The 13,425-nt window shown below is 44.6% G+C and carries 17 protein-coding genes; 13 read left to right on the forward strand and 4 right to left on the reverse strand.

All coding sequences use genetic code 11. From position 1 onward, the window contains the following. Positions 1 to 127: 127 nt before the first annotated feature. Entirely contained in the window at positions 128 to 1,141 is a 1,014-nt protein-coding gene (locus OJ16_RS07280) for an acyltransferase (protein WP_040988971.1), read from the forward strand. A 12-nt stretch (positions 1,142 to 1,153) separates the two neighbouring features. Here the strand turns inward: OJ16_RS07280 and OJ16_RS07285 are convergent, their stop codons facing one another. After that, positions 1,154 to 1,483: a DUF2500 domain-containing protein gene (locus OJ16_RS07285; protein ID WP_040988973.1), complete on the reverse strand. Its 330-nt coding sequence runs from the start codon at positions 1,481 to 1,483 to the stop codon at positions 1,154 to 1,156. Positions 1,484 to 1,734: 251 nt separating this feature from the next. Here OJ16_RS07285 and OJ16_RS07290 point away from each other — a divergent pair, with 251 nt between their 5' ends. The 4 genes from OJ16_RS07290 (at position 1,735) to OJ16_RS07305 (ending at position 4,731) form a co-directional block, all read left to right on the forward strand. Then, complete coding sequence (locus OJ16_RS07290) at positions 1,735 to 2,100, forward strand: hypothetical protein (protein WP_040988974.1); 366 nt, start codon at positions 1,735 to 1,737, stop codon at positions 2,098 to 2,100. Between the two features lie 937 nt (positions 2,101 to 3,037). After that, positions 3,038 to 3,661 (forward strand): lysoplasmalogenase, encoded by a 624-nt coding sequence (locus OJ16_RS07295; protein ID WP_040988976.1) that lies wholly within the window; start codon positions 3,038 to 3,040, stop codon positions 3,659 to 3,661. Positions 3,662 to 3,793: 132 nt separating this feature from the next. Beyond that, positions 3,794 to 4,030 (forward strand): YecH family metal-binding protein, encoded by a 237-nt coding sequence (locus OJ16_RS07300; protein ID WP_040988978.1) that lies wholly within the window; start codon positions 3,794 to 3,796, stop codon positions 4,028 to 4,030. A 116-nt stretch (positions 4,031 to 4,146) separates the two neighbouring features. After that, a complete protein-coding gene (locus OJ16_RS07305; protein WP_040988980.1) occupies positions 4,147 to 4,731 on the forward strand; it encodes a YhgN family NAAT transporter in 585 nt (194 codons plus the stop codon). A gap of 100 nt (positions 4,732 to 4,831) precedes the next feature. Here the strand turns inward: OJ16_RS07305 and OJ16_RS07310 are convergent, their stop codons facing one another. Further along, a complete protein-coding gene (locus OJ16_RS07310; RefSeq protein ID WP_040988982.1) occupies positions 4,832 to 5,098 on the reverse strand; it encodes a DUF1145 domain-containing protein in 267 nt (88 codons plus the stop codon). Positions 5,099 to 5,107: 9 nt separating this feature from the next. Further along, positions 5,108 to 5,707: a 16S rRNA (guanine(966)-N(2))-methyltransferase RsmD gene (rsmD, locus tag OJ16_RS07315; RefSeq protein ID WP_040988984.1), complete on the reverse strand. Its 600-nt coding sequence runs from the start codon at positions 5,705 to 5,707 to the stop codon at positions 5,108 to 5,110. Between the two features lie 210 nt (positions 5,708 to 5,917). Between rsmD and ftsY the strand changes: the two genes are divergently transcribed. The 6 genes from ftsY to glpG all read left to right on the forward strand — a co-directional run bounded on the left by ftsY (position 5,918) and on the right by glpG (position 11,369). After that, positions 5,918 to 7,126, forward strand: a complete 1,209-nt coding sequence (gene ftsY, locus OJ16_RS07320) for a signal recognition particle-docking protein FtsY (RefSeq protein ID WP_040988985.1) — start codon at positions 5,918 to 5,920, stop codon at positions 7,124 to 7,126. Positions 7,127 to 7,152: 26 nt separating this feature from the next. Next, a complete protein-coding gene (gene ftsE / locus OJ16_RS07325) occupies positions 7,153 to 7,827 on the forward strand; it encodes a cell division ATP-binding protein FtsE (RefSeq protein WP_040988986.1) in 675 nt (224 codons plus the stop codon). After that, complete coding sequence (ftsX, locus tag OJ16_RS07330; protein ID WP_040988987.1) at positions 7,817 to 8,779, forward strand: permease-like cell division protein FtsX; 963 nt, start codon at positions 7,817 to 7,819, stop codon at positions 8,777 to 8,779. The genes ftsE and ftsX overlap by 11 nt, the downstream gene beginning before the upstream one ends. Before the next feature lie 188 nt (positions 8,780 to 8,967). Beyond that, positions 8,968 to 9,825, forward strand: a complete 858-nt coding sequence (rpoH, locus tag OJ16_RS07335; protein ID WP_040988988.1) for an RNA polymerase sigma factor RpoH — start codon at positions 8,968 to 8,970, stop codon at positions 9,823 to 9,825. A 390-nt stretch (positions 9,826 to 10,215) separates the two neighbouring features. Then, positions 10,216 to 10,536, forward strand: a complete 321-nt coding sequence (gene glpE / locus OJ16_RS07340) for a thiosulfate sulfurtransferase GlpE (protein WP_040988989.1) — start codon at positions 10,216 to 10,218, stop codon at positions 10,534 to 10,536. An 8-nt stretch (positions 10,537 to 10,544) separates the two neighbouring features. Then, positions 10,545 to 11,369, forward strand: coding sequence for a rhomboid family intramembrane serine protease GlpG (gene glpG, locus OJ16_RS07345; protein WP_040988990.1), 825 nt, complete (start codon positions 10,545 to 10,547; stop codon positions 11,367 to 11,369). A gap of 78 nt (positions 11,370 to 11,447) precedes the next feature. Here the strand turns inward: glpG and OJ16_RS07350 are convergent, their stop codons facing one another. After that, on the reverse strand, positions 11,448 to 11,858 hold the full coding sequence (locus tag OJ16_RS07350) for a flagellar basal body-associated protein FliL (protein WP_040988991.1): 411 nt from the start codon (positions 11,856 to 11,858) through the stop codon (positions 11,448 to 11,450). A 170-nt stretch (positions 11,859 to 12,028) separates the two neighbouring features. Between OJ16_RS07350 and OJ16_RS07355 the strand changes: the two genes are divergently transcribed. Together OJ16_RS07355 and ubiA are read left to right on the forward strand one after the other, a co-directional pair. Beyond that, positions 12,029 to 12,568: a chorismate lyase gene (locus OJ16_RS07355; protein WP_040988992.1), complete on the forward strand. Its 540-nt coding sequence runs from the start codon at positions 12,029 to 12,031 to the stop codon at positions 12,566 to 12,568. Then, positions 12,569 to 13,423 (forward strand): 4-hydroxybenzoate octaprenyltransferase, encoded by an 855-nt coding sequence (gene ubiA / locus OJ16_RS07360; protein ID WP_040988993.1) that lies wholly within the window; start codon positions 12,569 to 12,571, stop codon positions 13,421 to 13,423. It abuts the gene before it with no gap. The last annotated feature ends 2 nt before the right edge of the window (positions 13,424 to 13,425 follow it).

Here is a 13,425-nt window from a genome sequence, read left to right on the forward strand (position 1 = left end):
CGCTCTATTCGAGCATGCTCTGCATGACTCCCTTACTAAAAGCTGACTAAACCGTAACGTATCTTTGGTTTAGTCAGCTTTTTTATTGCTATATTCAATAGCATAACCCCCCTTGTTTGATGATCTTATGAGAGAACGCGTTCGTTTCTTTGACCTTTTGCGCTGCGTTGCGGCCATCGCGGTTATCGCTATTCATGTTTTAGCTCCGTACCGTAATGAATTGGGTGTGATCCCCTTTGACCAATGGGCAACCGCCGTTTCTGTGAACAGTATTAGTCGCTGGGCTGTGCCGGTGTTTATTTTGATTACGGGCGCGTTGATGCTCAGCGATAAACGGGATTTTGAACTGGGTTATTACATCAAACGACGCTTAGGAAAAGTGCTGTTGCCGTTTATCGTTTGGTCGTTGTTTTATGCGTATTTGTCTGGATGGACATTGGCCGATTTTGACGGGCAAGAGGCGCTCAACGTGCTTAAAAATAGTCCGTCACATGCGACTTACTACCATTTAGGCTTTTTCTATTATTTCATTCCACTCTATTTCGTTATCCCTTTCTTTCAGTGGGCAGTGAAGCGCGGCAATGATGAGGCGCTGTATGCTTTTGTCGCCGTATGGTTGGTCACAACGTTACTTTATCTGCTCAAAATTGATGGCCCTTGGAGCGCAGAGATGTGGCTCTATAGTGGTTATTTACCTCTGGGTTACCTGTTGTATAAAAAGCTACCGCTTAATAAAACCAGTGTCATGACTTTTACTTGGTTGGGTGTGTTTTCATTAATGCTTACGGTTTGGATGGTGGTCTCAAACAGTGTTGACGCTGGGGAATATACGGTAGGGCGCTGGCTGTCATACAAAACCTTAAATGTGGTATTGGCGGCGAGTATGATTTTTATTGTGTGCCGTTACTTGGGGGATAAATTGCCGGAGAAAGGGTATGCCATCGTGGCTTTCATTAGCCAATACAGTTTAGGGATTTATTTATTGCACCCGATCTTTTTGTGGCCAATGAAAGCGCTGGGTTGGTATCAGGGGCACCCATTATGGGTTATTCCATTATGGATATTATTGAGTGGCACTGGCGCGCTAGGCCTAAGTTGGTTATTAGCGCGCTCAAAGAAGACAGCGTGGCTACTGCCTTAGAGAGAAAGCCGCTTAGCGCTTCATGGCGAAATGAAGGAACTTGTCACCTTGATAGGTGAGTGTGCCTTTATCGCCAGGATTGAGCGCTTGAAAGTAATGTATGCCGACTTGAAATTCGCGTTTTGGACCTATTTTCCCTTTTTGTACATAGATCCAATATTCTTGTTCGTCGTGGCCGGGTTCACTTTCATCATTAGCGATGGCTTGCTTATCGAGAATCGTGACATCGACGGTTTGCTCTGGTGCATTCTCGCCTTGCATGTGACGTCGAAAGAAATTCGAAAAAACCCAACCAGCAAGTAATGCAAGTAGTGCTAGCGCGATATAGAGTGAAATTGGCATTCGTTCCTCCCAATGAATTCTGTCTGCATTCTAGCTACTTTTTCATTGCTATGTTGGCTATGCTCTGAGATATAAACCACATAATGGTCATGTGACCAATAGAACTTCGACTCATATCACACACGATCAGCGCTACCGGCATTAATCAATATTTGAATCGAGCGGACATTTGGTATTATTTTTCTTGCAACTTATTCATTTAGAACATAAATAGGAATGAAGAGTGGAGTTATTTTACAGGGAGAAAGCGGATGTCAGATATTGACAGTGTCGTGAAACGCACGCGAAAAATCGAACATCTCTTAAGAACGCAATACCATGCTGAAGGGAAAGGCTTACATCAACTTATCACCAGCAGTGAAGAGCGGTTACCGCATAATATCATTGGTAAACTGCGCTACATCGCGACGATTCGCAACAAAATTGTCCACGAGCATGATTACAAGCTGAAAAGCCGCCGTGACTTTCTTGAAGTCTGCGATGAGTGTGAAAAAGAGTTAACGCCTCGCAGTAGTCGCTTTATTTGGCGAGTGGCGATTTCACTGATGACATTGATTACGCTGGCGGCAATACTTTTCTATTATATTCACTGGGATGAGTTATCACAGCATTTCTAAGCGAATTGAATGCTAAGCCTGGAAAGGAGTAGTTAACTTTCAATTAGTTAAACGGTCATGTGAGCACAAAGAATGCTCAAACCGAGTAAATTACATTCAGATAATGCAAAAAGGGACGCCATTGGCGTCCCTTTCTTTTTTTAATTCGACTTAGTACATCATTGGCAGAGTCATTAAACCTACGACAACGGCAATCATTACAAGTCCTTGTTTTTGTTCAGAAGTAATCACAACTCTGCTCCTTTCTAGTGATGCCTCATTTTCTGTTTTAAAGAATAGCAGGTTTTTAGTGGTTTGATCAAGCTAGATCTTGAAAAAGCATATAAAAAACAAATTAAGTTTGGTGTTTATGCCGTTTTATGGGCGGTAAGAGTCATTGGTTCTGGTTGTTTTTTGAGTCGTTACAAGCATGGCTTTAGTGGTTGGGCTTTATTAAGTTGTTGTTTTTATTGGTTTATAATTTTGTGTATAAAACGCTCAATAAGATAGTATCTTCTTTTGAGGGTTTGAGTCTCTGAGGGTGGTTTTTTGTGGTGAAACTTAATTTTCTCATACGGTGAGAGAGTTTTGTTAGGTGCATTTTAAGAATGTTAGGTCATTTCCCTTTTTTTGCGTTCGATAATTTTAAATTCAGTGAGGTTTTCTTTTTTATAAGCTGTTTTTTTTGCGGGATTTATTTCTTATATTATTGTTATTTAAGGTTTTTTAGTTGAGTTCTGATGGTGTGTGTGTTTTGGTGAGTCTCTGGAGTGGTGGTTTTGACGGTTAGTGCTGATTTGGTTGCTAGGGGGTATGAATTGAGCGAAATCGCATGAAATTTACAATCGTTTCTCAAACCAATGGTGAAGAGTCATCAAGATCCAAATTTTTCCCTTCATGGGTAGACAATTTGAAGCTCAAGCCTAAACTGATTCTTCGTTTTTAGGGAGGTGTCATTATGTGGAGTTACCTTGCTATTGCCCTGTCGGGTTTTATTACTATTTCTGCCAGTGAAAACCATCAGCGTAAAACGGCGGTGTTTTTTTCGGTCTTTTCATTACTGCTGTTATTGGTCATGCTTTGGAGTCAAGAGGGCTTGGTGGGGCAGCTTGAATGGTGGATATCCCTGGGGTTGATGATCTCCATGCTGGCGGATGGGCTTTACATGACTAAGCGTAGTCAGCGCATCTGCTTTGCCAGCTTTATTGCCGCCCAGCTTTGCTATAGCACGGCTTTTTGGTTACAGCTGTCCGGCCAAGTGGTTTGGTGGCTCGCGGCGATGTTGCTTGCAATGGGGGTTGTGGCCTTTTTCTTGTTATTACCGAAAATTGATCGGCTTATTTTCCCGGTTGTGATCATGGGAATGGCCTTACTGCAGTTAAATTGGGTGACGGGTGAGTTGTGGTTGTTGCAACATACTCATCAAGCCTTACTGGCCTTCTTAGGTAGCTTGTCCTTAACGATGTCAGCCATTCTGTTGGCGGTTCATGATTATCGGCAGCCGATTGCTGCGGGTCGTTATCTGATTTCAGGCAGCTATTTATTGGCCCATACCTTGATCGTTGCTTCATTCATCATCTAACGTACTTATTGCAATGCCGGGTTAAATTGGAGTGGTCAGTGGGATGGGTGAACATGGATTGTTGCCCTCATATTTTTCCCTTATGCTTGGCGCCGATTTATAAAGACTAACTTCAATACAAAGGTGCTAAGTATGAGTAACGAAATCCACGCCCACAAAGTGTTAAATCTATTACGCGAAAAACCAATGACCAAGCAAGAGTTGAGTGATGTGGTGAGCGAGCAATTTGGTGAGCAAGCTCAGTTTCGCACTTGTAAGCGAGAAGGTTTTCAGTTTGACACACTATTCGACTTTTTCCTTCAGCGTGAAAAAATCACCGAAGTGGATGGTAAGTGGGTGATTAATGCTGAGCGAGTCTGTGGGCACTAATTCGTCTATCTATAAAGGAAATCTTGTTAGGTAACATCACGATGAGTCAGGCTTAAATAGAGCGTGTCGTTAGGGAAGTCGTTATACTTCGCCGACTGTATTTTAGAGGGGAAGTCATGGATATTTTTTCTGCAGCGACCATGCTGTTTTTAATTATGGATCCGCTGGGAAATCTACCGATTGTTCTGTCGATTCTTAAGCATTTGGATCCAAAACGTCGCCGCAAGGTGCTTATGCGTGAGCTTTGTTTTGCGCTAATGATCCTAATGCTGTTCTTGTTTGCCGGTAAGAGCATCATGAGCTTTTTGCATGTGCAGCCGGAAACATTGAGTATCTCGGGCGGTATCATTCTTTTCATCATTGCGATTAAGATGATTTTTCCGAGCGGTGGCAGTATTACTGGCTTGGCGGCGGGGGAAGAGCCATTCATTGTGCCTATGGCGATCCCAATGCTTGCTGGCCCATCGGTAATTGCCGCGATTTTATTGCTATCTAGTCAGCATCCAGAGCAATTACTTGAGCTGTCGGCGGCAGTCCTGATCGCTTGGGGTGCAACGTTTTTTATCCTGATGTTCTATAACTTCTTTCATCGAGTGTTGGGCGAGCGCGGTTTAAAAGCCGTCGAGCGTTTGATGGGGTTACTCTTGGTTATGCTCTCCACTCAGATGTTCCTTGATGGGGTAAAAAACTATTTGGCTTAAACAAGCAAAGTATCGCGATAACGTGTTGTCATAAAAAACGCCGCTCATTTGAGCGGCGTTTTATTATCTATAATCTACGACGTGGGCCGTATGAGTATGCTTACATCATGTGCTTGCGACGAATATCGAGCAGAGCAAAAATGCCAAAGATGAGGATAGACCATCTTTCCCATCGGCTCATTTTCACTTTATCGCCAAACGCCCCAATAAAGATCAGCATTTGTAAGCCGTGCATAAAGAATAAGAATGCCGTCATGATATAGAGCGCAATTGCGGCTTTACCTGGAAAAGGCATAAAAATATTCAGTAAAAGCACCAGCCATACAAAGCCGATGCCGGCTTTCGCTAATAAGATCAAAAATTTCATTGAATGTCCTTATTCTGTTTGTCGATGGTAGAGTCGGAAACTGACTTGCCCTGCATTTTTCTCTCGATGCAAGCTCCAGCTCTCTGGTAGGCCATCTATCGCCAACTCTTTTTCTGTTTCAATATAGATCAGAGCATCATCCGCCAACCAGCCATTTTGTTCCAGTAATACGACCGCTTCGCTGAGGAGGCCTTTCCGGAAAGGTGGATCGATAAAGACCACATGATGCGGTGTTCCTGGCTGCTTTAAAAAGCTCAGAGCATCGGTGTTTTTGACCGTGATGTTGTTGGCTTTCAGTGCCGTGGCATTTTGCTCTAGCTGCTTAAATGCCGTGGGGTTGAGCTCAATTAATGTCACCATTTCAGCTTGGCGTGATGCGGCTTCAAAACCAAGGCCGCCGGAACCGGCAAAAAGGTCTAAACATTTTGCTTGTGGCACATCTTGTGCCAACCAATTAAAGAGCGTTTCTTTTACGCGATCGGTGGTTGGGCGAAGGCCTTCGGCATCGTGTACTGGTAACTTTCGGCCACGCCATAAACCGCTAATAATGCGAATAAAGCCGGTGGAAGGTTTTTTTTGTGATGTGTTTTGCTGGCGACGTCTTTGCATAGATTTTTTGACCGAGAATAAAGTGATACTATACCCAGTCGCTCAGCGATTACGCCTGAGTACAGCCAAATTTCATTGATGACAAAGTGTAACCTTAAATCACGCTTGGCGTAGAGACTTTTCACACTGTTGTCATGTTTCTTTTCCACCTTGCTACCATAGCATTGGAAAAGTTTGAGAGTTAATTAAGACAATCTAGGATAGCCCCAGATGACGGAAAAAAAGAAGCGCGGATTGCTCTCTTGGCTTGGTTTCGGAGACGATGACCAAGCAAAGCAACCAGCCGAAGAACAGCAACAAGTAGAACAATCACAACCTGAAGTGGTTGAGCCACAAGAACAAGAAGTAAAGCAAGAGCCTGTAGAGCAAGATATTGCCGAACAAGAGCCTGTTGCAGAGCTTACCCCTGAGGTTGATGTTCATCTTGAAAAAGCCGAAGTGGAAGCAGAAGTAGAAGCGCCAGCCGCTCCTCGAGTGGTCGAACAAGAAAAACCAACCGAGAGCTTTTTTGCTCGCTTAAAGCGCAGCCTTGCTCGCACGAAAGCGAATATCGGTGCGGGTTTCTTTGGCTTGTTCAAAGGGAAGCAGATTGACGACGAACTCTTTGAAGAGTTGGAAGAGCAGTTATTGATTGCCGATGTCGGCATGGAAACCACCATGAAGATCATCAATAATTTAACTGAGAAGGCCAGCCGCCAAGATCTGAAAGATGGTGAGGCATTATATGGCTTACTAAAAGAAGAGATGGCAGACATTCTTTCTAATGTCGAAAAACCACTCGATGTGAATAACGGCAACACCCCGTTTGTGATTCTGATGGTGGGTGTGAATGGTGTGGGTAAGACAACCACCATTGGTAAATTAGCGAAACAGTTTCAAGCGGAAGGTAAAAAAGTCATGCTGGCTGCAGGTGATACTTTCCGTGCGGCAGCGGTGGAACAATTGCAAGTATGGGGCGAGCGCAACGATGTTCCTGTGATCGCTCAGCATACCGGAGCGGATAGCGCTTCGGTTATCTACGATGCGATTGAAGCGGCGAAAGCTCGCGGTTATGACGTGGTGATTGCCGATACGGCCGGACGACTACAAAACAAAGCGAACCTAATGGAAGAGCTGCGTAAGATTGTTCGTGTTATGAAAAAGATTGATGATTCTGCTCCGCACGAAGTCATGTTGACTTTGGATGCGGCAACGGGTCAAAACGCGATTAGCCAAGCGAGATTATTCAGTGATGTGGCTCCGCTAACCGGCATTACATTAACGAAGCTTGATGGCACAGCCAAAGGTGGCGTTATTTTTGCGCTGGCCGATCAATTCCAAATTCCAATCCGCTATATTGGTGTTGGTGAAGGCATTGATGATTTGCGTCCATTTGAGACACAAGAATTTATTGACGCATTATTTAGTCGAGAAGATTAACCGGTTGCTAGCGAGAGGAATGACGGGTGATTAAGTTTCAGCAAGTCAGCAAGGCTTATCGGGGTGGCCGACAAGCGCTACAGAAAGTCGACTTTCATCTACGTCGTGGTGAAATCGCATTTTTAGGTGGTCACTCAGGTGCGGGTAAAAGTACTTTGCTCAAGTTGATTTGCGCCATTGAGCGTCCAACGGATGGCAAGATAAGCTTTAATGGGCATGACATTACCCGAATTCCGAGTAAGGACATTCCTCTACTGCGTCGCAATATCGGTATTGTATTTCAAGATCATCGCTTACTCATGGATCGCACCGTTTTTGATAACGTGGCATTGCCTATGCGTATTGAATCGATCGCTGAAAATGAAATAAAACGTCGTGTCTCTGCGGCGTTAGATAAAACCGGCTTACTTGATAAAGCGCGTTGCTTACCAAGTCAGTTGTCTGGTGGAGAGCAGCAACGAGTCGGTATTGCCCGTGCCGTTGTGAATCGACCAACGGTATTGTTGGCTGATGAGCCCACCGGTAACCTCGACCCAGAACTGTCGAGCCGAGTGTTGAAACTCTTAGAAGAATTTAATCGTGCAGGTGTGACGATTTTGATAGCGACGCACGATGTTAACTTAGTGAATTCGCGTCCGCAGTACCGCCATATGGAATTGAACCAAGGCTTTATGAGTGAGGTTGAAGACTATGGCCGCTAATGTCCGCAATAAAAAAGCCAGTAAAAAGAATGACGGCGTTCAACGTGATAGTTATTTCACTATTCATTTTAAACAGGCCAAATGTTCTTTTTTGGCGCTGTGGTCGCGCCCGCTCGGTAATATTCTAACGCTTGCGGTTATTTCGATGGCGTTAACGTTACCCGCTTCTTTGTATTTATTGGGTAAGAACATTGCGGTCGCCACGACAAGTGTCGCAGGTCCTTCGCATGTCAGTGCTTACATTAAAGAGCAAACACCAGAACCGCGTATTATGGTGCTCAAAGATGAGCTGGAAAGACTGCAAGAAGTCAAAGCTGTTGAATACATCTCACCTCAGCAAGGTCTCGATGATTTGAGCCAGTATTCTGGTTTCGAGCAAGCCATTACGCTGCTTGATGATTATGCATTACCGGGCGTCTTAGTGATTACGCCTGCCAGTGATGATAAGCAAAGCGTTCAATTATTAGCGAAACGTGTGCAAGCCGAAGAAGAGATCAGTGATGTTCGTTTGGACGAGGATTGGCTAAGTCGCTTGGATGCGATCAAGCATCTTGTCACTGGCATCGTGATGACCTTGTCGATATTAATGCTGGGATCAGTGTTTCTGATTGTCGGAAATACATTGCGTTTTAATGTTCAGGCCAACAAAGATGCGATTCAAACCATGAAGCTGATTGGTGCTACAGACAGTTTCATTCTTCGCCCTTATTTGTATTCAGGGATGTGGTTTGGTCTATTGGGCTCAGTAAGTGCTTGGATTCTTACCGTGTTAATCACAATTTTGCTTAATAGCAGTGTTGAACAATTGGCGCTTCTGTATGATAGCCGCTTCCGATTAATCGGCTTAAGTTGGGATGAATCCTTGCTGCTACTGATGTTAGGCACCTTTCTTGGTTGCTTGGCTGCGAAAGTCTCAGCACAGCGCCATCTTAATGAAATTGAACCTGTATAAATTTCACCTGTCCTATTTTTGAACAAATTAGACTTGCAAAAAGTATACGCTACCGTATACTTTTTTGCTTGTGCTGATGTTTTGTTTATGCATAATGTCGACCCCTTGCTTGAAACCTGTTCATTTTAGGTTCAAGATTGTCGGGTTAAAAAGAGCCTAATTCAGATCTTAGATTGATGAGGAATTGAATGAGTAACCAAGTGTACCCAATGGTGGTCGTATCCCAAGATAGCTTAGATAGCTATATTCGCTCAGTGAACAGCTACCCAATGCTGACGCCTGATGAAGAGCGTGGGCTAGCAGAGCGCTTGCACTACAACAGCGAAATTGATGCAGCGAAAGGGTTGATCCTTTCACACCTGCGTTTCGTGGTACACGTGGCGCGCGGCTACTCTGGTTACGGTTTACCAATGGCTGATCTCATTCAAGAAGGCAATATTGGCTTGATGAAAGCGGTAAAACGCTTTAACCCTGAAGTTGGGGTTCGATTGGTGTCTTTTGCCGTGCATTGGATCAAGGCTGAAATTCATGAATACGTGCTGCGTAACTGGCGTATTGTGAAAGTGGCGACAACCAAAGCACAGCGTAAACTGTTCTTCAATCTTCGTAAGTCTAAAAAACGTTTAGGTTGGTTTAATAACGGCGAAGTAGAAACCGTCGCACGTGAGCTGGGCGTTGAGCCTTCAGACGTTCGTGAAATGGAATCACGCTTAGCGGCGCAAGACCCGACATTTGAAATTAGCGCTGACGATGACGATACCGGCGCATCAATAACGGCTCCAATGCTGTATTTGGAAGATAAGTCTTCTGATGTCGCTGAGAATGTCGAAGCGGCAAACTGGGAAGCGCACACCAACAATCGTTTAAGTTTGGCCTTGGCCAGCCTTGATGAGCGTAGCCAGCACATCGTGCGTTCTCGTTGGTTAGCCGATAATAAGGCGACATTACAAGAGTTAGCCGAAAACTACGGCGTCTCTGCTGAGCGTATTCGTCAACTTGAAAAAAATGCGATGAAGAAACTGAAATTGGCCGTTGGTGAAATGTAGTTTTTTCTCAGCCTGAATCGATAAACCGAGATCCCATGATCTCGGTTTTTTTATATCTGATCGCTAAACGCGATCATTTTTTTATCTCTAGCCTGTGGGTAACTCTGTGATGAAATTCTTGGCTTGGTGTCAGAAAGCGGGGTAAACAAAGGCTTTAGAGGGGAATTCGGTTTGGGGATATTATTCATTTTACACACAAAAAAGTAAGGATCGTCACTACATATTGTGGATCGAAATTGAGAAAAGCACTTTATCAACGTAATCCACAAACTTATCCACAAATGGCGAATAAGTGATCGCAGGTGGATAACCTTATTCGCATCGTGTGCTTATTGAGCACTGGATAGGTTACAATGGCAGCAGTGAATAATAATGAGAAAGAGAAAGTAAATGGACCAGTTTCAGCATATTGATGTTATCGCCGCGCAAGCGTTACTAGAACAAGGTGATACACGCCTTGTCGATATTCGAGATCCGCAATCTTTTGCCGTGGCACACGCTGAGCAGGCTTTTCATCTCACCAACGATACGATGGTGAGCTTTATGGATGAGGTTGAGTTTGATCAGCCCATTCTAGTGATGTGCTATCACGGTGTGAGTAGCCAAGGCGCGGCACAATATTTGGTTAACCAAGGGTTTGAGCAGGTCTACAGTGTCGACGGTGGTTTTGAAGCTTGGCATCGTGCAAGCCTTCCAATTCAAGCTAATTAGGGTAGAACATGATCAGACTGATGGCATTAAACCAGCCCCGTATGGCGCAGGCATTTATTGACTATATGGCATCACGCCAAATAGAAATTAAGTTAATGCCGGAAGGGGATGGTCAATTTGCGCTATGGCTTGTTGATTCGCAGCATGAAGCGGAAACCGAGGCGGAACTGGCACAATTTTTAAGCCAACCGAATGACGCTAAATACCAAGCGGCATCTTGGGATATGGCGGAGACCCGCACCAACCATTTTCGTTATTACTCACCCAGTATGATGGGAATGATCAAAGCGAAGGCTGGGCCTGTCACCTTAATTATTATGGCGGCGTGTTGTGTGATCTTTGTCTTACAGCAGTTTGGATCCGGTAGGCCTGTTTTTGAGGCGTTGCACTTCCCGGCATTTGCTGGCCAAGAATGGCAACTGTGGCGCTGGGTGACACATGCTCTGCTGCATTTTTCCATTATGCACATTGCTTTTAATGTGTTGTGGTGGTGGCAATTGGGTGGCGATATTGAGTTGCGAGTGGGGAGTGGTAAATTACTTCAGCTGTTTTTGTTGTCTGCTGCTGTTTCGGGTATTGGTCAATTTTGGATAGAGGGTGCGAACTTTGGTGGCTTATCCGGCGTGGTGTATGCGCTCGTTGGGTACATTTGGGTTATTGGATACCGTCGTCCAGAGAAAGGGCTCATCATGCCAAAACCTTTGATTGGTTTTATGTTGGTTTGGTTAGTTCTGGGATTCGTTCAGCCGTTTATGGCGATCGCCAACACCGCTCATTTAGTCGGTTTGCTTACGGGCGTTGCGATAGGGCTTTTCGATAGTCGAAAAGCGTAGCGACATGTGGTGTGCAAAAGTAAAAAAAGCGGCTAGGCCGCTTTTTTTGTCTCTAACGTTTGCGAGAACCGATCGCGCTTATTGGAAGAGATATTTCGTAAACAATAAATCCGCAATGACGGTCTTGCCTGTTTCAGGCAGCAGCGTGGCGTTGAGTTGCTCGACCAAGCGTTTGCGAAGATCTTCTCGACCCGCGAGGGATTTGATCGTTTCTTCCGTTTGTTCGCCCAGCATTTCAATCACCGCATCTCGAATTAGAGGTTGATGCTTTTCAACCAAAACTAAATCCGCAGGGTTCGCCACCATAATATCAATACGAACTTGAATATAGCCAAGCTGTTCACCTTTGGTATAGAAGTTGGTGGTTAAGTCTGGCTCTAAAGTGAAGTAGGCTAAATTTGGCATGCTGCTTTCTTCTTGTGCCACCGATGGTATGGCAACAATAAGAAAAAACAGGGCAAATATTTGGGCTATGTAACGTTTAAGCATATTTCTAATTTTTCTTTCTTCTGATCGCGATACTCGAATCGCTTGAGTCTTGTTACAATAGAGCATCTATTTTGTAGTGAATTGTTGTTAACCACAATATAGTGTTGTGGGTTAATACACCAGATTGAGGCTTTATTGTACGCCGATAAAGCAACTTATTGAATACTAGTATGAATCAAATGATTGCGCTTTATTTGTCCGCACTGCGCCAGGTGGAGTGGCAACAGCCTGAAACGTTTCATTTTCCAACTCAGATTGCGAGAGATTGGCTTTTGGAACAGGGCTCATTGTCACGTTTATTAGAAACTTATTGCCAGCAATTGAACGTGGATCTCTTTCATAATGAAGTGGTGCTTGTTGATCAGCTGGATGACCAAGAGGTGGCGCTGTTAGCCGAAGAGCAGTGCTTACTACGAAAGGTGGTATTGAATGGTGATGGCGCGGCTTGGATCTTGGGTCGTACCTTGATCCCACAATCATCATTGTCTGATCAGCCTCATGATTTGACTCGCCAGGGAGAGGTGCCTCTCGGTATTACTGTCTTTAGCAGTGAAGCGGTTAGGCGGGATGCATTGCAAGTGGGTTGGGCTGAAACACCACAGGGCGTGTTACTTGCCCGTCGTTCTCGTTTGTGGATGAATCACAAGCCGATGCTTGTGGCTGAATTGTTTTTGCCGAGTGCCCCCGTTTATACCAAGGAGAGTGTGTAGATGACCACCGCTAAAGCTCAAGCCTATTGGCAGTTAATGCGCATGAATAAGCCGATAGGGACGTTATTGTTGCTATGGCCGACATTGTGGGCTCTGATTATTGCCGCACAAGGTGTTCCGCGTTTGGATGTCCTTGTTGTGTTCATGGTCGGGGTGATTTTGATGCGTGCCGCTGGTTGTGTGATTAACGATTTTGCTGACCGGAAAGTGGATGGATTTGTGAAGCGTACACAGAATCGTCCGCTGCCATCAGGGGTTATTAGCAGCAAAGAAGCCATTGCCTTATTTATTTTGTTAGCTGTCCTGTCGTTTGTATTGGTGCTGACCATGAATACTCTAACGATTCAGCTTTCTTTTATTGGCATTGTGCTCGCGTTTATTTATCCCTTTATGAAGCGCTACACTCATCTTCCTCAGCTCTTTCTTGGTTTGGCTTTTAGTTGGGCGATTCCGATGGCTTGGGCTGCACAAGCAAATGCGCTTCCTCCAATGGTGTGGTTCGTGTTTGTGATGAACGCGCTTTGGACGATTGCCTATGATACGCAATATGCCATGGTTGATCGCGATGATGACGTGAATATTGGTATTAAGTCGACAGCCATTTTATTCGGCCGTTTCGACAAAATGATCATTGGTGGCTTACAGCTACTCACCGTCTTAATGTTGATTATGTTAGGCATGTGGTATTCACTTGGGGCCAGTTTTTATTGGGCGATCCTTGTGGTTGCGGCATTGTTTGTATTCCAGCAGCATTTGATTCGTCATCGTGATCGAGAGTTGTGCTTCCAAGCTTTTCTTAATAACAACTATGTGGGTATGGCGATCACCATCGGTTTATTGATTGCCTTTTGGTAACC

Origin of the sequence: Vibrio renipiscarius, from assembly GCF_000827885.1 — a bacterium.
In the GTDB taxonomy this organism is placed as follows: domain Bacteria; phylum Pseudomonadota; class Gammaproteobacteria; order Enterobacterales; family Vibrionaceae; genus Vibrio; species Vibrio renipiscarius.

What these genes read in the sequence shown, in the direction of transcription:
- OJ16_RS07280 (WP_040988971.1), top strand. Translation starts at nt 128, where the DNA reads ATGAGAGAACGCGTTCGTTTCTTTGACCTTTTGCGCTGCGTTGCGGCC.
- OJ16_RS07285 (WP_040988973.1), bottom strand. Translation starts at nt 1,483, where the DNA reads ATGCCAATTTCACTCTATATCGCGCTAGCACTACTTGCATTACTTGCT.
- OJ16_RS07290 (WP_040988974.1), top strand. Translation starts at nt 1,735, where the DNA reads ATGTCAGATATTGACAGTGTCGTGAAACGCACGCGAAAAATCGAACAT.
- OJ16_RS07295 (WP_040988976.1), top strand. Translation starts at nt 3,038, where the DNA reads ATGTGGAGTTACCTTGCTATTGCCCTGTCGGGTTTTATTACTATTTCT.
- OJ16_RS07300 (WP_040988978.1), top strand. Translation starts at nt 3,794, where the DNA reads ATGAGTAACGAAATCCACGCCCACAAAGTGTTAAATCTATTACGCGAA.
- OJ16_RS07305 (WP_040988980.1), top strand. Translation starts at nt 4,147, where the DNA reads ATGGATATTTTTTCTGCAGCGACCATGCTGTTTTTAATTATGGATCCG.
- OJ16_RS07310 (WP_040988982.1), bottom strand. Translation starts at nt 5,098, where the DNA reads ATGAAATTTTTGATCTTATTAGCGAAAGCCGGCATCGGCTTTGTATGG.
- rsmD (WP_040988984.1), bottom strand. Translation starts at nt 5,707, where the DNA reads ATGCAAAGACGTCGCCAGCAAAACACATCACAAAAAAAACCTTCCACC.
- ftsY (WP_040988985.1), top strand. Translation starts at nt 5,918, where the DNA reads ATGACGGAAAAAAAGAAGCGCGGATTGCTCTCTTGGCTTGGTTTCGGA.
- ftsX (WP_040988987.1), top strand. Translation starts at nt 7,817, where the DNA reads ATGGCCGCTAATGTCCGCAATAAAAAAGCCAGTAAAAAGAATGACGGC.
- rpoH (WP_040988988.1), top strand. Translation starts at nt 8,968, where the DNA reads ATGAGTAACCAAGTGTACCCAATGGTGGTCGTATCCCAAGATAGCTTA.
- glpE (WP_040988989.1), top strand. Translation starts at nt 10,216, where the DNA reads ATGGACCAGTTTCAGCATATTGATGTTATCGCCGCGCAAGCGTTACTA.
- glpG (WP_040988990.1), top strand. Translation starts at nt 10,545, where the DNA reads ATGATCAGACTGATGGCATTAAACCAGCCCCGTATGGCGCAGGCATTT.
- OJ16_RS07350 (WP_040988991.1), bottom strand. Translation starts at nt 11,858, where the DNA reads ATGCTTAAACGTTACATAGCCCAAATATTTGCCCTGTTTTTTCTTATT.
- OJ16_RS07355 (WP_040988992.1), top strand. Translation starts at nt 12,029, where the DNA reads ATGAATCAAATGATTGCGCTTTATTTGTCCGCACTGCGCCAGGTGGAG.
- ubiA (WP_040988993.1), top strand. Translation starts at nt 12,569, where the DNA reads ATGACCACCGCTAAAGCTCAAGCCTATTGGCAGTTAATGCGCATGAAT.